This window comes from Streptomyces sp. 11x1 (assembly GCF_032598905.1).
Taxonomy (GTDB): Bacteria; Actinomycetota; Actinomycetes; order Streptomycetales; family Streptomycetaceae; genus Streptomyces.
In genome coordinates this window covers 5,481,492-5,499,405 of record NZ_CP122458.1, presented here as the reverse complement: position 1 = coordinate 5,499,405, position 17,914 = coordinate 5,481,492, and the positions used below count along the sequence as shown (strand labels likewise).

Below are 17,914 nucleotides of genomic sequence, written 5' to 3'. Positions count from 1 at the left end.
GTGTCACAGCCTCGTGTCGACTCCGGCCTCGCCGGAAAGGTCCCATGTCGAGGCCAGCCAGGCCAGGTCAGCTCCGGCCTGACGGCGGGTCGCCCGCTCGCGCGTGAACAGCTCCTCGGTCTTCGTCAGCACCAGCGTGTACGGGCGTCCCTGCCTCCTGGTCACATGGCTTACGGGCAGCTCGGCCGTGTCGATCCTGCTGTGCACGTGCCGCCGCCCGTCCTTCGCCAGCGGCCACTCCAGCGTCCGCCGCGACCGGGAGCCGAGAAACTCGCCCAGGCCGCCGCACAATTCACAGCCGCACCCGGTCCACGCCACCGACCAGTCGTCCGCGGCGCGCGGCGCCCGTCGCGCGAGCGCGCCGAGCCGGTCCCCGCACTCCCGCGCCACCGCTCCGAGCCCCGCCGACCGAAGCTCGCCCTCCGTCTGTTCCCGCGCCGCGTGACGCAGCATCGGCAGCAGGCACTCCAGGACCGTGTCCTGGCAGGAACGCAACGCCGCCATGATCCGGCCGCGCAGCTGAGCATCAGCCGCTTCCAGGATGCGCAGCAGCGGCAGGCTCAGCCGGTCCAACCGCGCGCGGCGGATCTCGGCCGGCCCGGTTGCGGCCCACAGCCGCAGCTCACCGTCCACCTGGGTCCAGGCGCCGGTCAACAGCAGCTGGGCCACCGCCGGACTCCGGGCGGAGCACAGCGCCGCGCACAGCTGGGGAAGCCGCTCGGTCCAGTCGTACCGGTGTTCCTCGAAGCGGTTCCGCGCGCCGAACCAGCCCTCGGTGACCTGGCCCAGCCACGGGACGCCGTACCGCTTCGCCACCGCGGCCAGGTCGTCCGCGTGTTCCGGAGTGAGCGCGTCGATCCGGAACGGCTCAAGGAGCATCGCGGCGGTCCCGGGCGCCCGAAGGCCCTCGGCCACCCGCAGCGCGCTCCCCAGCTGCCCGGGCTGTACACCACTGCCCTTCCAGAACGGCGCGAGGGACTCGGCCGCGGCACGTGCGCCGTCCCGGTCACCCGTGGTGATACGGGCCTGCAGTTCCTCCAGTGCCCACCGTGATCCGGCCTCGCCGCGCGCCGCGAAGGCCCGCTCCCGTGGCCACACCACGACCGCGGCCCGCCGGTACCAGCGGTCCAGTGTGTTGCCGTAGTTGCCCATGTAGCCCTCGTACTGGGAGTCATAGGGCTTCAGGTCCGTACTCGGGGTACTGGCGCAGCTCTCGTAGTCGCGGACGTAGAGCGAGATCTCCTCGCCGTCGGCGCCGTCCGGACCGGTCCACCAGCCGAGGGTGATCTCGTCGTCGATCAGCTCGCCCAGCTCGTAGTCCTCGTCGGCACCCGCGCCGTCGACCGCGGCTGCTTCCTCCCCCTCTTCCTCTCCGTCCTCCTCCTCGTCGTAGCCGTAGTCGTCCCAGGGGTCGTATCCGGCCGGAGTGGCGTCCCAGGTCTCCTTCACCTCTGCGAGGGCGAGTACCGTCTCGCACCCCGCCTGGGCCGCCGCGGCGCGCAGCAGCGCGGCACGCTCCGCGTCGGCGCCCTTGAGCCGGCCCCAGCCGAGACCCCGCTGCGTGTACTCGTGATCGAGCAGGTAGACGAGACGACGGGGCGGATCGGAGTACGGGCCGCCGTAGCGCGGCCTGGCCGGTGTGTCGAAGTGCTGTTCCAGGCAGTGCGCCAGGTCGTCGAGCGGGCCGGACTCCTGCTCCGGGGCGGCCCGCTCGGCCAGCAGGTTGAGCGTGAGGGTCACCCGGTAGCCGGTCCTGACCGGTGTCACCTTGTGCGGGCAGTCGGCGTAGAAGGCCACCAGGCCCAGCTCCGTCCTCGACGCACGGTAGGTCCGGCTCTGCCCGGCGTGCCCGATGACCAGCTCGCCGCCGGTGTGGGCCGAGGGCAGCGACAGCACCAGCGTGCCCACCATGGCGTCGTCCTTCTCCGAGTCCTGGTGGGGGAGGAAGAACTGCCCCTTGCCGTATACGAGGAGCGCGTGCGGCTCGGCCCTCAGCCTGGCCGACGCGGGGAACCCGAGTTCGTCCCGGAAGTACTCCAGCGCGCCGTCGAGCAGTGTCGGCCAGGCCGGGCCGCCCAGCGTGACCTGGTCCGGCGGGATCTGCCAGGTGTCGCGCACACTGCTGTCGCTCAGGGTGGCCTCCCCCCGGCCGAACAGTGCCGGACGAGCCACCGCGATCAGCTTCTTCACCTGCGGCGCGCGCAGCGGCAGACGCACCGGTCCGACCCCGGCCACCTCAAGGCGGACGCCGTCCGCCGGTGCGTCGAGCCGGGCGCTGAACTCCGTCGCCTTCGCACCGCCGAGGAGCACGCCCAGCCGCTCCCTCGCGCTCTTGGCCATCACTCCGTCCTCCCTGTTCCCACGGCCGTGCCGCCTCGCCCCGACTCTATGGAGCATCGGAACCGCGGGTGGCCGTCTCACCCGTACGGGAACGCCTTGCCCTGCACGGACGGACGGGGTCGGGATACGCCGGCTCGGACCTGCGTGCCCACGTACGTCCCCCATCCGGGGACAACGGGAACAGCCGACTCCCGCACCTAGCGCCCCGGCGCTGCGGAACAATGGCCCCGTGAACGACGACGATGCTCAACTTCTGTCCCAGGTACGGTCGCTGCGGGAGAAGGGGAGCGGACCGAAGCAGATCGCACGGGCCCTCGGGCTGAAGCCGGCCCGGGCCGGCGCGCTGGTGCGCCAGGTGGCCCACGAACAGCAGAGCACGGCCGCACCGGCCGCGCGCCCGGTGGTGGGCTGCTGGGTGAGCGCCGGCTGGAGCACGGACCTGGAGCTGTCCGCGGCCCCCGACTGGGCGCGCGCGGACGACGAGGTCGCTGGGGATCCCGGGGTCGCCGGTTTCGCCCAGGTCCTGATCGCCCGCCAGGAGCGGGCCAGCCGGGTCACCGTCTGCGGGTTCCTCGTCGACGTCTACTGCCTCGGCGTCAAGGACACCGTCGGCCCGCAGGTGATGGGCGGAGGATCACTGGACGCCTACGTACGCGACTACTACCGGGCGTTCGACCGACCTCCGCTGCGGATCGGCCTGGAGCAGGCGCAGAGCATCGTGCACGGTGGGGTGGCCTACGCGCGCGCCCTCGGCTTCGAGCCCGCGCCGGACTTCGCGCAGGTCTCCGTACACCTCGGTGAGCCCGGCCCGGCGGCCCCGCAGGTCGGCTTCGGCCGCCAGGGCAAGCCGCTCTACATCAACGGCCCACGCGACGACGCCCGGAAGATCGTACGGACGCTGGAGCGCACCTGCGGCGCCGGGAACTACGACTACGTCGTGGGTGCGGGGCCGCTGTGACCGGCGACCACGACGAGCGTCAGGTGCGCACGACCGAGCACGAGGCACAGGCCAATCTGCGGGCGGTGCTCCAGTTGTGCGCGGTGGGCCGACTGCGCTGCAGCGAGAAGACACTCCGCCCGTCCGCGGCGACGGTCAGGACGGTCGCGGAAGCGCTCAGCAGCGGCGACTTCTACGCCGAGGAACCGATCGCGTCCTTCGCCTGGCCGCTGCTGCTCCAGGCCGGCGGACTCGCCGAACTCGCTTCCGGCAAACTCGCACTGACCGCACGCGGCAGGGCGGCGCTGACCAAACCGGCCCACGACACGCTCGCCCTGCTGTGGCGGCGCTGGCTCAGCCACGGTGTGATCGACGAGTTCTCCCGCGTCGAGGCGATCAAGGGCCAACGCGCGGCGAACGTCCTCACCGCCGTCAAGCCGCGCCGGGCCCAGGTCGGCAAGGCCCTGGCCGCCTGCGCATCCGGTGAGTGGACCGATGTCGACACACTCTTCCGCACCATGCGCAAGGCTGGTCACGATCCCGGGATCGCCCGCACCGAGCGCGCCCTGTGGAAGCTCTACCTGGAGGACCCCGAGTACGGCAGCCTCGGCTACGACGGGTTCCACAACTGGGAACTCCTCCAGGGCCGCTACACCCTCGCCGTGCTCTTCGAGTACGCCGCCGTCCTCGGCCTGATCGATGTGGACTACCGGCCGCCAGTGGGCGCCCGCGACGACTACCGCGACAACTGGGGCGCCGACTGGACCGACTGCATCAGCCGCTACGACGGCCTCCTCGCCCTCCGCCTCAACCCGCTCGGCGCCTACGCCACCGGGCAGGCCGCCACCTACCTCCCCGCCCCCGCACCGGCCGACACCGTCCCGAAGGGTTCCGGCGGTCTGAAGGTGCTCCCCAACCACGACGTGGTGGCCCTCGACGGACTCACCCTCGCCGAGACCCTCCTCCTCGACGCCTTCGCCGAGCGCACCGGCGACCGCGTGTGGGCCCTGACCTCCGCCTCGCTGCTCGCCGCCGTCGGCTCGGGCCGCGACCTCGCCGAACTCCGTCACCATCTGGAGGCCGGCGCCGCTCCGCTCCCGCAGACGGTCACCTCCCCGCTGGACGACGCCGCCCGCCGCGTCGGCCAGATCCGTGACACCGGGCCGGTGCACCTCGTCGAGTGCGCGGACCCCGCCGTCGCGGCCCTCCTCGCCACCGACCGCCGCACCCGTACCCACTGCACCCGTCTCGGCGAACGACACCTCGCCATCCCCCTCGACAAGCTCTCCGCCTTCCGCAAGTCCGCCCTCGCCCAGGGCTACCCCGTCGGCTGACACACGCCATCGCCACCAGTGCGGCCATCACGGTCGAGTACATCGCCGCCTCCGGCAACCGGCCCGTACGCAGCCTTAGCCGCCTCGTGCTCGACCTGCCCTGCCTCGGAGCCTGATGCCATCGTCGGGACGCCGAGCGCGTCTTCACTCTCTCCCGCATCCACAGCGTCATGAGCGAACTGCACCGATAAGGAGATAGATGGTATCGATGGAGATAGTATCCCTGCCGATACTATTGCCATCGGGAGGCTTGCCATGCATCGCTTCATCGGGCGGGACCGCGAGCTGAACGTGCTCGGCAACGCCTTGCAGGTGGTTCACGATGCCGTCGGGACGGCGAAACCGGGGCAGTGCGTCCTCATGCGGGGAAGACGGCGGGTCGGCAAGTCCAGCCTCGTCGAAGAGTTCCTTCGGCGCACCGAGGTGCCGTACCTCTTCTTCACCGCGGCGGGCGGCACCGCGGAGGACGAGCTGACGGAACTGCTCGACGCCGTCGCCAGATCCACCCTCCCGGGACGGGAACTGTTCACGGAGGAGGCTCCAGAACAGTGGAACGCGGCGTTCAGGCTGCTTGCGGAGATCCTTCCCGACGACAGCCCGAGCGTGATCGTCATCGACGAAGTTCCCTATCTCATGGACCGCATCGACGCCTTCGAGGGCATGCTCCAGCGGGCATGGGACCGCCTGCTCAGCCGCAAGCCGGCGCTTCTCCTCCTGGTCGGGTCCGATCTGTCGATGATGGAGGCGCTGAACAGCTACGACCGCCCCTTTCACCAGCGGGGCCGGGAAATGGTCGTGGGGCCCCTGAACCCGGCCGACATCGGCGAGATGCTCGGCCTGTCTCCGGCGGCCGCGTTCGACGCCGCCCTGATCACGGGGGGTCTCCCCCTGATCTGCGCCGAGTGGCGGACGGGAGCGGATGTCTGGGAGTTTCTCCGCGACTCGCTGGACAACCCGATCTCGGCACTGCTGGTCTCCGCCGAGCGCTCTCTGGCCGCGGAGTTCCCACCACAGGCGATGAGCAGGGAGGTGCTGCGGGCCATCGGATCCGGGGAGCGGACCTTCACCAACATCGCGCGCGCGGCCGGCGGCATCGCCCACACGACTCTCACCCGAGCCACTGACGTCCTGACCGAGAAACGGGTCGTAGCCGCCGAGCTGCCGCTCTCACTGCGGCCGTCGAAGGAACGCCGCTACCGCGTGGCCGACCCCTACCTGCGGTTCTGGCTCGCGTTTCTGGATCCGCACATGGCGGAGATCGAGCGGATGCGGGGAGATCTCACATTGAGCCGGATCAAGGAGCAGTGGACGAGCTGGCGCGGCCGCGCGATCGAGCCCCTGGTCCGGGAATCCCTCGCCCGCCTCCTGCCGGACGGGCTCCTGCCGGCTGCCCCGGCGATCGGCGGGTACTGGACCCGCAGCAACGACGTCGAAATCGACTTGGTGGGCGCCGACCGACAGCCGGTGGCCAAGCAGTTGGTCTTTCTCGGCTCGGTCAAGTGGCTGGAGAACTCCCCGTTCGACAGCCACGACCTGGCCGCGCTGCAGAAGCACCGGGCAGCGATCACCGACGAGCCGGTACCGCTCGTGGCGGTCTCCCGCAGCGGGATCGGTTGTTCCGGCCTTCAGGCGGTGTACGGCCCTGAGGAACTGCTCAGCGCTTGGCGCAGAGTGTGAGCAGGAACTGATCTCTAGTTGCAGTTCTGGTTGCATTCACTGCCGTTCAGCACCGTCCACCGCCTGCCCTCAGCCGCATTCCGTCGCAGGTCAGGACGCCGCTGATCAATCCCGAACCCCCAGACGAACATTTGGAAAGCGTGTTGGGGGCAACCCCTCACGAGTTCGAATCTCGTATCCTCCGCCAGTGCCTCACCGGGCACGATGTCGAAGGGCCCCACCGTTCGCGGTGGGGCCCTTCGACGTGTCTCAGCCTTCGTTGTCCTGGCTTTTGTCCACAGCGGGTGGGTGACGTGTCTGGGGTCACATCACGCGTTCTCGGGGTCGGGTGTCGTCAGGGGGTGGCCAGGAGGGTGAGGGTGTCTATGACTCGGTTCGAGAAGCCCCACTCGTTGTCGTACCAGGCGACCACCTTGATGTGGCGGCCGTCGACGCGGGTGAGGGCCGAGTCGAAGATCGACGAAGCCGGGTTGCCCGTGATGTCGGCGGAGACCAGCGGGTCTTCCGAGTACTCGAGGACGCCGGCGAGCGGGCCCTCCGCCGCCGCGCGGTACGCCGCCAGGACCTCGTCACGCGTCACGTCCCGGGCCACGGTCGTGTTGAGTTCCACGATCGAGCCGACCGGGACCGGGACCCGGATCGAGTCGCCGGACAGCTTGCCGTCCAGGTTCGGCAGGACCAGGCCGATCGCCTTGGCGGCGCCCGTCGTGGTCGGCACGATGTTGACGGCGGCGGCGCGGGCGCGGCGGGCGTCGCGGTGCGGGCCGTCCTGGAGGTTCTGCTCCTGCGTGTAGGCGTGCACCGTCGTCATGAAGCCGTGCTCGATGCCGGCGAGTTCGTCGAGGACCGCGGCCAGCGGCGCGAGCGCGTTGGTCGTGCACGACGCGTTCGAGACGATCGTGTGCACGTCCGGGTCGTACGCGTCGGTGTTGACGCCGTACGCGAGCGTGACGTCCGCGCCGTCGGAGGGTGCGCTGACGAGCACCTTCCTCGCGCCCGCGTCGAGGTGGGCCCGGGCTGCCTTCGCCGAGGTGAAGCGGCCGGTGGCTTCCAGGACGATGTCGACGCCGAGTTCGCCCCACGGCAGCTGCGCGGGCTCACGCTCGGCCAGCACCGTGATCCGGCGGCCGTCGACGACCAGCGTGTTCCCGTCGACGGTCACCGGGCGCCCGAGACGGCCGGCCGTGCTGTCGTAGGCGAGAAGCCTGGCGAGGGTGGCGGGCTCCGTGAGGTCGTTGACGGCGACGATTTCGAGATCGCCGTCGAGAGCGCGGTCACTGCCCTTGCCGCTGCCCTTGCCGTTGCCGCTGGTGCTGTCGCGTTCGAGCAGTGCGCGCAGCACGTTGCGTCCGATGCGGCCGAATCCGTTGATCGCGATGCGAGTCATGAGTGGTGTCCTGTCCCTTCGATTCGCCTCCAGCGTCGCGCGCGGCACACCGGCGGGACAGCGGCGTGATCGCCACGGTTCACAAGGATCGCGCCACGTGGCCGCGGGGCGGCGGATCGCGCCACATGGTGGCGGGCGGGCTACTCGCCCTGGGTGAAGGTGCGCCGGTACTCGCTCGGTGTGGTGCCCAGGACCCGCTGGAAGTGCAGCCGCAGATTCGCGCCCGTGCCCAACCCGACGTCGGCGGCGATCTGCTCCACGCTCCGCTGCGAGCGCTCCAGCAGTTCACGCGCCACGTCGATACGGGCCCGCATGACCCACTGCATCGGCGTGTACCCCGTGTCCTCGACGAAGCGCCGCGAGAACGTGCGTGGCGAGACCGCCGCGTGCCCGGCGAGAATGTCCAGGGTCAGGGGCTCACCGAGCCGGTGCAGCGCCCATTCACGGGTGGCGGCGAACCGCTCCCCGAGCGGCTCGGGCACGCTGCGCGGTACGTACTGCGCCTGGCCGCCGCTGCGGTACGGGGCCGCGACCAGGCGCCGGGCCGCGTGGTTCGACGCGGCCACTCCGAGGTCGCCGCGCAAGATGTGCAGGCACAGGTCGATGCCCGAGGCGGCGCCCGCCGATGTCAGCACGCTGCCCTCGTCGACGAACAGCACGTTCTCGTCGACCCGGACCAGCGGATGCTTCGCCGCCAGCGCCCGTGCGTAGTGCCAGTGCGTCGTGGCGCGTCTGCCGTCGAGCAGGCCCGTCGCGGCGAGCGCGAAGGCGCCCGTCGAGATGGCGGCGAGCCGCGTGCCGCGGGTGTGGGCTTCGATCAGCGCCTCTACGACGGCCCGCGGCGGGTCGTCGCGGTCCGGGAACCGGTACCCGGGGATGAAGACGATGTCGGCCCAGGCGAGCGCGTCGAGGCCGTGGGCGACGTAGTACGACAGGCCGTCGCCGCCGGTCACGAGACCGGGGGTCGCCCCGCACACGCGCACCTCGTACGGCATGCTCGCGCGGGTCGTGAACACCTGCGCGGGGATGCCGACATCGAGCGGCTTCGCACCCACGAGCACCAGGACGGCGACGCGGTGCAGGCGGGGGGACGACGGCACGGGGACAGGGTACGAGGAGCGGGGGGCCGGTCCCTACGTCCCGCGCACCAGGGAATGTTGTCCACCAGGGAATGTTGTCGCGGTCGCCGTCGCGGGCGTCGCGGTCATGGTCAGTGGGTGTGCGGCCAGTCCGGCGGCTCAAGGGTGGGTGGGGCGTGTGCCGTGGTGAGGCGGCGGTAGGCGGCGCGGGCCTGGAGGAGGCGGGCCAGGGTCGTGCCAGTGAGGGCGGCGGTGAGGAGGCAGACCAGCCAAAAGGTGTCGCGGGGGTTGGCCCAGGTCAGGACACCTGCGGGTGGGATGGCGAAGCCGTTGAGGAAGAGCCAGCACAGGGCGGCCGTACCGGGGGCCGCGATGAAGCGGGCGCAGCCGCCGAGCAGTGCGGCGAGCAGGGACAGGGCCGCCAGGGCGAGGCCGGGGCGGTCCGTGCCGACCAGTGCGTTCAGGAGGGCCACCAGCGCCATCGCGCCCCCGAAGGCCGTCGCCCACACCAAAGGGGTCGCCACGGGTCGGGGGACGGGGCGCGGGCCGCTCCCCAGGGACACCCACTGGATCACGGGCACGCTCCGGGGGTCTGGAGAGCTTTGGCAGAGGAGGGTGTCCGCGCGGTGTGGGGGCCCCTCGTCCGGCTTCTCGCGTGAGCCGGTCGTGGGGTGGCGGTCCGAGGGGCCGTGGCGTGTGCCGTCGGGGTGCCCGCTGTGCGGGGTGTGGGGACACCCGTGGGGGTCATGGTGCTGGTTCCTTTCGGTCAACCCTCGCAACCGGGTGGGTGGGCCGGTCCCGGGGGTGAAGGGGGATTGTTCCATCGGAGGGCCGACCTGGCGGCCGGAGGCCGGTTCTCGGGGTCTCGTTAGGGTGGCACCGTCGGTTGTCCGATGACATATCCGAATCAGACAGGAGGCCAGCCGTGGGTGCTCCGCGCCTCAGCAGTACGCCGTTGCCGGGGATCGGTGTCCGTTACGACCTCACGACCAGGGAGCAGCGACGGATGTCGGTGGTCGCTCATCGGGACGGTGCGCGGACGTTGAGCGCGTACCGGCAGGACGATCCGGACGCGTGTGCGCTGTCGGTACGGCTCACCTCGGGCGAGGCGACCGCCCTCGTCGACGCGCTGGCGCCGGACCACCACAGCCCGAGCCTGCTGTCCACCACGGAGTTGGGGCTCGTCGCGGAGCGGATCGAACTGGCGTCGACCTCACACTGGAACGGGCGGGTCCTGGGCGACACCCGAATGCGGACCGAGACGGGCGCGTCGATCGTGGCCGTACTGCGGCGGGCCGAGGCGATTCCGTCGCCGACGCCGGACTTCCGGCTGGCCGGCGGTGACACGCTCATCGTGATCGGCACCCGGGAGGGTGTGGACACCGCCGCCGCGATACTCGGGCGGACGTGAGCCCCTCATGCACCTCTCTGTCCACGTCACCGATCAGCCCGCCGCACTCCTTCTCGCCCAGTCGTCGTCCTCCGGGCACTCCTCCGCCGTCTTCCTGATCGAGTTCGGCGCGATCATCCTCGGGCTCGGGCTGCTGGGACGGTTCGCCGGGCGGTTCCGGCTCTCGCCGATCCCGTTGTATCTGCTGGCCGGACTCGCCTTCGGGAAGGGCGGGTTGCTGCCGCTCGGGACCAGCGAGGAGTTCGTGGCGATCGGCGCCGAGATCGGCGTGATCCTGCTGCTGCTCATGCTCGGCCTGGAATACACCGCCAGCGACCTCGTCTCCAACCTCAAGACCCAGTACCCCGCCGGACTCGTCGACGCCGCCCTCAACGCCCTGCCCGGCGCCGCCATGGCACTCCTGCTCGGCTGGGGACCCGTCGCCGCCGTCGTCCTCGCCGGCGTCACCTGGATCTCCTCCTCCGGCGTCATCGCCAAGGTCCTCGGCGACCTAGGACGCCTCGGCAACCGCGAAACCCCCGTCATCCTCAGCATCCTGGTCCTCGAAGACCTCTCCATGGCCGTCTACCTCCCCATCCTCACCGCGCTCCTGGCCGGGGCAGGGCTCGTGGCGGGCAGCGCGACCCTGGCCATCGCGCTCGGTACCGCCGGGCTCGTGCTGGTGGTGGCCGTGCGCTACGGCCGGCACATCTCGCGGTTCGTCTCCAGCGACGATCCCGAGAAACTGCTGCTCGTCGTGCTGGGGGTGACGCTCGTCGTCGCCGGGCTCGCGCAGCAGTTGCAGGTGTCGGCGGCGGTGGGCGCGTTCCTGGTGGGCATCGCGCTCTCCGGTGAGGTCGCCGAGGGCGCGCACAGTCTGCTGGCGCCGCTGCGGGACCTGTTCGCCGCCGTGTTCTTCGTCTTCTTCGGGCTGCACACCGACCCCGCCAGCATCCCGCCGGTACTGCTGCCCGCGCTCGCCCTCGCCCTCGTCACCGCCGTCACGAAGATCGCCACCGGGTACTGGGCCACGCGCCGGGCCGGTATCTCCACCAAGGGGCGGTGGCGGGCGGGCGGCACGCTCGTCGCGCGCGGCGAGTTCTCGATCGTCATCGCCGGGCTCGCCGTCACCGCCGGCATCGAACCGTCCCTCGGCCCGCTGGCCACGGCGTACGTCCTCATCCTGGTGATCGTCGGCCCGCTGACCGCCCGGTGGACGGAGCCGGTGGCGATGTGGGTCACCGACCGATGGGGTGGGCGCGGGCCGGCCGCGGCGGAAGGACTGCCGACCGGGCCAGGTGAACCAGCATCGGCCGGGCCAGGTGATCGCCCGTCGGCCGCACCAGGTGACGGGGTGTCGGCCGAACTGGGTGACGGGGTGTCGGCCGACAGGTGACCGCGCGCGGGCTGAGGCAGGAGGGCATGCCCGGCCCGGCCCGGCCCGCGTGAGTTCCGGTGCCGGAGGCGGGAGCGTCAGCCACGTCACCCTGCGGAAGCACCTGTTCCCTCGCCTTCGCCCTCCCCCTCGTTCTCTCCCTCCGCGAAGCTCGCGAAGTACGCGGCCGCCATGTCCTCGTCCGCGTGGCCCTGTGCGGCGGCGCGAGCCAGGCGTTCGGCGCCGGCGGCGGCCACGTCGAGGCGTACGCCGTACCGCTCCCCGGCCTCGACGATCAGGCGGGCGTCCTTGGCGGCGGTCGAGACCGCGAAGGACGCCGGGGACAGGCCACCGTCGAGGATCAGCGCGGACTTGGCGCGCAGATAGCCCATGTCGAGCGGGCCGCCCTCGATGATCGCGAAGAAGGAGTGCGGGTCGACATCCAGGGCCTTGGACAGGGCGAGGACCTCTCCGGCCGCGTTGGTGGCGGCCAGCACCCAGCTGTTGGCCACCAGTTTGAGCCGGGTCGCGGTGCCCGCCGCGCCGTCCTCGCCGGTCCAGACCGTACGCGCGCCAACGGCGTCGAACACCGGGGTCACCGTCTCCCGGCCCGCGACCGGCCCCGCCGCCAGCACCGTCAGCTGCCCCGCCTCGGCCGGCTGCCGTGTGCCGAGGACCGGGGCGTCGTAGAAGAGCAGTCCGTGTTCGTCGGCCAGTGCGGCCAGTTCGGCGACGGCCTCCAGTCCGGCGGTGGTGGACTGGACCCAGGCCGTGCCGGGGCTCAGCGCGGACCCCGCCTCCCGCATCACGTCCCTGGCAGCTGCCCCGTCGTACAGCACGGTGAGCACCACGTCGGCACCGCGTACGGCCTCCGCCGGGGTTCCGGCGACCTGCGCACCGTCCGCGGCGAGGGCCTCGGCCTTCTGCGGGGTGCGGTTCCACACCCGTACGGTGTGACCGGCGCGGACCAGGTTGCGGGCCATCGCGGCCCCCATGATGCCGGTACCCAGGACGCTTACGGTGAGCTTGTCAGTCATGACGCCAACTTCCTGCCGCGTACAGTGCGTTGGCAGTTTCGCAGCTCGGGGCGGGATGGAGGCCGCTACGACACCGGGTGGGAGTCACTTGACGGACACGGCGGATACCTGAACGCGAGGGACGTCAGAACCCGACGGGTTGAGGGATCAGGTCAGCTCGCGGCCGGGCCGCATGCGCGGGCGGTGGCGTGGGAAGACCGGGCCACGTGAGCATCGACACGAACAGGTCCTCGACGGGGCCCACCGGCGGCGGTCTGGACGTACGACCGGCCTCCGGGTACATCGGCGCCGCCATCCACGGCGTCGACCTCGCCGCCCCGCTCGACGACGAGACGGTCGCCGGCATCCGCGCGGCGCTGCTCCGCTGGAAGGTCGTGTTCTTCCGGGGGCAGCGGCTGGACCACGCCGCGCAGATCGCGTTCGCGCGCCGCTTCGGGGAGCCGATCCGGCTGCGGTCGCGGGGCTCGGTCTCCCCCGTCGGGCACCCCGAGATCGAGACCACCGCCGACCGTCAGGAACTGGGCCGCAAGCACGGCATGGACCAGGCCGAATGGCTGGAGCGCCGCCGCCACTCGACCCTCCGGGGCTGGCACGCCGACCACACCGCGCGCATCGACCCGCCCGCGCTGACCCTGCTCCGCGCCGAACGCGTGCCCCCGTACGGCGGTGACACCACCTGGTCGAACCTCGCGACCGCCTACGCGGGCCTGTCCGAGCCGGTACGCCGGTTCGCCGACGGGCTGCGCGCCGAGCACCGGCTCGGCGTCGGCTACCTCGCCCGTTCCGGCCCGGACCCCTATCTCCGCCACCTCCAGGACCACCAGGTCGCGTCCGTCCACCCGGTCGTGCGCGTCCATCCCGAGACCGGCGAACGGATCCTCTACGTCAACCCGTACTACGTCGAGAACATCGTCGACGTCACCCGGGCCGAGAGCCGGCTGCTCCTCGAACTGTTCGTCGAGCAGATCACCCGCCCCGAATACACGGTCCGCTTCCGCTGGGAACCGGGGTCAGTGGCCCTCTGGGACAACCGCGCCACCGTCCACCTCGCCCCCAACGACACCGCCCACCTGGACTTCCCGCGCATCATGCACCGGGTCATGGTCGCCGGGGACCCGCCGGTCGGCGTGGACGGCACCCCGTCCACGTCCCTCTGCGGCGCACCGCTGCACGACCGGAGCGAGTAGCGACGGAGGCCGCGTGGCCCGCCGCAGGCGAGTCGGCCCGTTCCGCGCGGTCGTCGGTCGGGGCGTGGTCAGGACCGGATTTCGGGTAACCGGCACCGCATGGGTGATGTACTCGTCGGAACCTGCTCCTGGACCGACCGCGCGCTGCTGGCCAGCGGCTGGTACCCACGCGGCCATCGCGACCCCGAGCCCCGACTCCGTTACTACGCCGAGCAGTTCCCGGTCGTCGAGATGGATTCCGGGTATTACGCCCTGCCCAGCCGTCGCAACAGCCTGCTGTGGGCCGAGCGGACCCCGCCCGAATTCCGTTTCGACGTCAAGGCGTTCTCCCTTCTCACCGGCCACCCGACCCGCCCGGTGGCCCTCCCCGCGGACCTGCGGGAGTCCCCGGGGGCCGAGCCGCGCCGCGGGGCCCCCGGCGCCGTACTGGACCGGGTCTGGGAGCGGTTCGCCCACGCCATCGAGCCGTTGCGGGCGGCGGGGAAGCTGGGAGCGGTGCTGTTCCAGTTCCCGCCGTGGTTCGCGCCGGGCCGAGGGCCGGAGGGGGCGAACGGGCATGGGGCGAGGAGGGCCGCTGCCCTCAGCACGTCGGTGAAGACTTCTCGGAGCGCGTCTGCGCGGGCTTCCGGGACCACGCCGGTCCGGGCTTCCGGGACCACATCGGTGGAGGCTTCCGGGAGGCTCGCCGAGAGGACTCCGGAACAGACGCTGGAGGAGTGTGCGCAGCGTACGGCCGGCTGGCCCGTCTCGGTCGAGTTCCGGCACCCGGCGTGGTGGCAGGGCGAACAGGCCGACCGTACGGCGGCGTTACTCGCCCGGCTCGGCTTCGTCGCCGTGGGGGTCGACATGGCCCAGGGCCTGGAGTCCTCCGTGCCGCCCTTCGTCCCCGTCACCTCCCGGGACCTCGCCGTCGTACGGTTCCACGGCCGCAGCCCGGCCTGGGGCACCGGCAGCAAGGAGGACCGCTTCCGGTACGCGTACTCCGAGGCCGAACTGCGCGCGTGGGCACCCCGGTTGCGGGGGGCCGCCGAACAGGTCGCCGAACTGCACGTCCTCTTCAACAACTGCTGCGCCGACGCGGCCGTCAGGGCGGCGGAGACGATGCGCCGGGTGCTGGACACGACGTGACCCCTCCGCCACCGGAAAGGCCACCGAGCGCGGCGGGACAGGCCGCCGAGGGGCCACGGAGGGGCCATGGAGAGCCCACCGGTCAGGTCCTAGCTCACCCGTACCGACTTCTCCACCGTGACCTGGTCGATGTCCGTCGTGCGGACCGTGAGCTTCATCGTCCACTTGCCGGGCAGGGGGAGTTGGAGGGTGTCCGTAGCCCAGTAGCCGCCGCGGTCGGTGAGCTTCGCGTCGATCGGGCCGATCTTCTGGGACTTCAGGGTGAACGTGAGACGCAGTTCCGGAACGGTGGCGATGCCGTCGTCGGGGCCGAAGACCACGGCCTGCACGGAGTTCTTGCCCACCCGCCCCGGACCGAGGTCGATCTGGACCTTGCCGTGGCCGTTCGGGGTGCCGACGTCGAAGGGGACCGTCGACGAGGAGGCCGTGACCCCGCCGGCCGCCTGCCCCGCCCTCTCGTCGGCGATCTCCGCCGCCGCCCGCCCCGGCAGGGTCCCCGTCAACACGGTGGTGATGACCAGCACGACGACCGCGACGGTGAACTCCGCGAGCACGGAACGCCTGAGCCCCTGGCGGGGCAGATCGCCGGGGGAATCCTCGGGCGACGGTGAGGTGGAGGAGCCGGAGGAGGTGGGGGTGGAGGAGCCGGAGGAGACCGACGTGTCGGAAGAGTTCGCCGCACTCACCGGCCTCGCCTCATTCGACGAGCCCTCGCCCTCCCCCTGATCGCCCGCACCACCCGAAGCCCGGTCGGCAGCGTCGGCCGCCTCGCCGGCTCCGACCCGCTCGGGCACCCGCTCAGGCACCCGCTCGGACACCCCCGCCGTCACCTTCACCGCCGCCGAGACCGCCACAGCCGCCGAGACCGCCGCCGGCACGGCCGCGCCAGTCTGCTCAGGAACCTCGCCCGACTCACGCACTTCTCCCTGCTCACGGGCCTCACCCCGCTCACGAACCTCTCCCTGCTCCCGCTCTTCGGCCGCCCCCACCCGGCCCGTCCAGCGCCGTGAGAACCCCGCCGCCGCCAGCAGAAGCAGCACCGCGACCAGCTTGGCGACGAGGACCTCCCCGTACGCCGTGGAGGTGAAGGCGGACCAGGAGCCGAGGCCGCGCCAGGACTGGTAGACGCCGGTGACGACCAGGACGACCACCGAGGCGAAGGCGAGCCGGGAGAACCGGTGGACCACGGCGGCCGTCAGCGTCCTCGGCGCGCGGTACAGGACGGTCAGCAGTGCGGTCAGCCCGCCCAACCAGACGGCCATCGCGAGCAGATGCAGCACGGAGGAGGTCATCGCGACCGGCACCTGGATACCGGCGGAGGCATGCTCCGCGGCCGCCCAGGTCCCGGCGAGACCGACGCAGAGCAGCGCACCGCAGACGAGCGCGCCCTTCCCCCACTCCTGCCGGTCCCCCTGACGACGTACGCGTACGAGGAGGAAGGCGGCCACCGCGAGCAGGCCGAGCCGGGCCAGCAGCGCGAGTCCCGGCCGGCTGACCAGCGTGTCGCGCAGCAGGGAGAGGTCGAGCGCGGCCCCGATCCCGCTGCCCCGCTCGTACGGTCCACGGAGCAGCAGCAGGGCCGCCGAGGCCAGCAGCAGGGCCAGCCAGCCGGACAGCAGCAGCTTGCGCAGCGCCTCGCTCGGCCCGCCGAGCACGACCGCCAGGAAGAAGGTCACGCCGATGAGCAGGGCGAGGGCGCCGTACGCGAAGTAGCGGGTGATGTCGTAGAGGGACGAGGTGAGCGGGTTCTCGGTGAGGTCGGCGGGGAGGGCCGCGGCGGTCGCGGAGGGCTCGCCGATGGAGAAGATCAGGGCGCCCGAGATGGGGTGGCTGTCGGCGGAGACCACCCGCCAGGCGATCGTGTACGTGCCGTCGCCGAGGCCGGTGGGGAGGGTGACCCGAGCCGTGTCGGCCCGGCCGCCCGCGCGCCCCGGCTTGCCCGTGTCGACCGCCCGGTTCTCCGGGTCGACGACGCGGAGGGAGTCCTCCAGGAGGCTTACCGACTCGGTGAAGCGGAGGGTGATGTCCCGGGGAGCGGCGTCGAGGACGCTGCCGTCGACGGGATCGCTTCCCTTGAGGGCGGCGTGCGCGGACGCGGTACCCGCCCCGCCGAGGAGGAACAGGACCAGCACGGTGCCCAGCAGCACCAGGCGCTGAACCCCTCGGGCCCGCCGACCGACCGGCCATCCGGCGCCCCGGCCTCCGACCCGACCCCCGAGGGAGGTCGCCGTCCGGCCTCCGGATCCGCCGGTGGCCCCGCCGGTTCCGTCATGTCGCCTCACGCCTCTGTCCTCGCCGCCGGTCTCGACCCGTTGCCGTTCCCGCGCCCAGTCCCCTTCCCATTCCTGGGTTCGGGTACGGCCTTCGTCCCGGCCCCTGGCCCTGTCGTCGACGGGGTCGCTGTACCTGCCTCGGTCCACGTAGTGCTCCGGATCCACGGTCGCCGGCTCTCGGACTCCTCGAACAGGTACGCACACCGCGAACGCCGCGTTCAACGCGATCCGTACCCTCCGCTCCAGCCCCGACGACGTCACGCCACGTCCCGCCACACGTCCAGCCCCTACGCCCGCCCCAGTTCCCCTATCTCCGCGGCCCGGTCCGGGTACAGCCGAGCCAGCTCCGCGGCGTCCCCGTGCTCGTACCCCTCGTAGGTGAACCCCGGCGCCATCGTGCACCCGAACAAGGTCCAGCCCCCACCACCGCCCAGCACCCGCGCCCCCATCCAGGTCCCCGCAGGCACGACGTACTGCACGTGCTGTCCGTCGAGCACGTCCGGCCCGAGGACGACGATCCGCGAGGACCCGTCCGGGGCGAGCAGCAGCATCCGCAGCGGATCGCCGAGGTGGTAGTGCCAGATCTCGTCGCCGGGCAACCGGTGCAGGGCGGAGTAGTCGCCGGGTTCGGTGGTGAGCAGGGCGACGATCGCGGTCCCCTCGGGCCGCCCGTCACCCCGCTCGGGCCCGGCCCACGTCTGACGGAAACGTCCGCCCTCGCGCGGTATGGGCTCCAACTCGTAGTGCGCTATGAGGTCTTCGGGAGTCAT

14 protein-coding genes are annotated in these 17,914 nt (G+C 71.9%); 7 read left to right on the top strand and 7 right to left on the bottom strand.

The window, feature by feature from the left end; translation table 11 throughout:
- Positions 1–3: 3 nt before the first annotated feature.
- Positions 4–2,340 (bottom strand): 2OG-Fe(II) oxygenase, encoded by a 2,337-nt coding sequence (locus P8T65_RS24095; protein ID WP_316727311.1) that lies wholly within the window; start codon positions 2,338–2,340, stop codon positions 4–6.
- Between the two features lie 229 nt (positions 2,341–2,569).
- On the opposite strand from P8T65_RS24095, the gene P8T65_RS24090 reads away from it, so the two are divergent.
- From P8T65_RS24090 to P8T65_RS24080, 3 genes are all read left to right on the top strand, one after another.
- On the top strand, positions 2,570–3,298 hold the full coding sequence (locus tag P8T65_RS24090; RefSeq protein WP_316727310.1) for a hypothetical protein: 729 nt from the start codon (positions 2,570–2,572) through the stop codon (positions 3,296–3,298).
- Positions 3,295–4,611: a helicase-associated domain-containing protein gene (locus P8T65_RS24085; RefSeq protein ID WP_316727309.1), complete on the top strand. Its 1,317-nt coding sequence runs from the start codon at positions 3,295–3,297 to the stop codon at positions 4,609–4,611. The genes P8T65_RS24090 and P8T65_RS24085 overlap by 4 nt, the downstream gene beginning before the upstream one ends.
- Before the next feature lie 255 nt (positions 4,612–4,866).
- Entirely contained in the window at positions 4,867–6,288 is a 1,422-nt protein-coding gene (locus tag P8T65_RS24080; RefSeq protein ID WP_316727308.1) for an ATP-binding protein, read from the top strand.
- Positions 6,289–6,622: 334 nt separating this feature from the next.
- Here P8T65_RS24080 and gap read toward each other — a convergent pair whose 3' ends face one another.
- The 3 genes from gap to P8T65_RS24065 all read right to left on the bottom strand — a co-directional run bounded on the left by gap (position 6,623) and on the right by P8T65_RS24065 (position 9,329).
- Positions 6,623–7,675 (bottom strand): type I glyceraldehyde-3-phosphate dehydrogenase, encoded by a 1,053-nt coding sequence (gap, locus tag P8T65_RS24075; protein ID WP_316727307.1) that lies wholly within the window; start codon positions 7,673–7,675, stop codon positions 6,623–6,625.
- 140 nt (positions 7,676–7,815) lie between these two features.
- Positions 7,816–8,775, bottom strand: a complete 960-nt coding sequence (locus P8T65_RS24070) for a helix-turn-helix domain-containing protein (protein ID WP_316727306.1) — start codon at positions 8,773–8,775, stop codon at positions 7,816–7,818.
- Positions 8,776–8,885: 110 nt separating this feature from the next.
- A complete protein-coding gene (locus P8T65_RS24065; protein ID WP_316731692.1) occupies positions 8,886–9,329 on the bottom strand; it encodes a hypothetical protein in 444 nt (147 codons plus the stop codon).
- A 350-nt stretch (positions 9,330–9,679) separates the two neighbouring features.
- Here P8T65_RS24065 and P8T65_RS24060 point away from each other — a divergent pair, with 350 nt between their 5' ends.
- Together P8T65_RS24060 and P8T65_RS24055 are read left to right on the top strand one after the other, a co-directional pair.
- Positions 9,680–10,165, top strand: a complete 486-nt coding sequence (locus tag P8T65_RS24060) for a TrkA C-terminal domain-containing protein (protein ID WP_316727305.1) — start codon at positions 9,680–9,682, stop codon at positions 10,163–10,165.
- Between the two features lie 7 nt (positions 10,166–10,172).
- The gene (locus P8T65_RS24055; protein ID WP_316727304.1) at positions 10,173–11,540 is read left to right on the top strand and encodes a cation:proton antiporter; all 1,368 of its coding nucleotides are present in this window, start codon (positions 10,173–10,175) and stop codon (positions 11,538–11,540) included.
- An 86-nt stretch (positions 11,541–11,626) separates the two neighbouring features.
- On the opposite strand, the gene P8T65_RS24050 is transcribed toward P8T65_RS24055, so the two are convergent.
- Positions 11,627–12,556, bottom strand: a complete 930-nt coding sequence (locus tag P8T65_RS24050; protein WP_316727303.1) for an NAD(P)-dependent oxidoreductase — start codon at positions 12,554–12,556, stop codon at positions 11,627–11,629.
- 206 nt (positions 12,557–12,762) lie between these two features.
- Here P8T65_RS24050 and P8T65_RS24045 point away from each other — a divergent pair, with 206 nt between their 5' ends.
- Together P8T65_RS24045 and P8T65_RS24040 are read left to right on the top strand one after the other, a co-directional pair.
- Positions 12,763–13,743, top strand: a complete 981-nt coding sequence (locus P8T65_RS24045) for a TauD/TfdA family dioxygenase (protein ID WP_316727302.1) — start codon at positions 12,763–12,765, stop codon at positions 13,741–13,743.
- 99 nt (positions 13,744–13,842) lie between these two features.
- Positions 13,843–14,871 carry a DUF72 domain-containing protein gene (locus P8T65_RS24040; protein ID WP_316727300.1) on the top strand — a complete coding sequence of 343 codons (1,029 nt, stop codon included), beginning with the start codon at positions 13,843–13,845 and terminating at the stop codon, positions 14,869–14,871.
- An 89-nt stretch (positions 14,872–14,960) separates the two neighbouring features.
- On the opposite strand, the gene P8T65_RS24035 is transcribed toward P8T65_RS24040, so the two are convergent.
- Complete coding sequence (locus P8T65_RS24035; RefSeq protein ID WP_316727299.1) at positions 14,961–17,018, bottom strand: copper resistance protein CopC; 2,058 nt, start codon at positions 17,016–17,018, stop codon at positions 14,961–14,963.
- A 413-nt stretch (positions 17,019–17,431) separates the two neighbouring features.
- Complete coding sequence (locus P8T65_RS24030) at positions 17,432–17,914, bottom strand: cupin domain-containing protein (RefSeq protein WP_316727298.1); 483 nt, start codon at positions 17,912–17,914, stop codon at positions 17,432–17,434.

Excerpts from the sequence above, each read along its gene's own strand:
- P8T65_RS24030 (WP_316727298.1), bottom strand. The coding sequence starts at position 17,914 with ATGACTCCCGAAGACCTCATAGCGCACTACGAGTTGGAGCCCATACCG.
- P8T65_RS24040 (WP_316727300.1), top strand. The coding sequence starts at position 13,843 with ATGGGTGATGTACTCGTCGGAACCTGCTCCTGGACCGACCGCGCGCTG.
- P8T65_RS24055 (WP_316727304.1), top strand. The coding sequence starts at position 10,173 with ATGCACCTCTCTGTCCACGTCACCGATCAGCCCGCCGCACTCCTTCTC.
- P8T65_RS24050 (WP_316727303.1), bottom strand. The coding sequence starts at position 12,556 with ATGACTGACAAGCTCACCGTAAGCGTCCTGGGTACCGGCATCATGGGG.
- gap (WP_316727307.1), bottom strand. The coding sequence starts at position 7,675 with ATGACTCGCATCGCGATCAACGGATTCGGCCGCATCGGACGCAACGTG.
- P8T65_RS24080 (WP_316727308.1), top strand. The coding sequence starts at position 4,867 with ATGCATCGCTTCATCGGGCGGGACCGCGAGCTGAACGTGCTCGGCAAC.
- P8T65_RS24095 (WP_316727311.1), bottom strand. The coding sequence starts at position 2,340 with ATGGCCAAGAGCGCGAGGGAGCGGCTGGGCGTGCTCCTCGGCGGTGCG.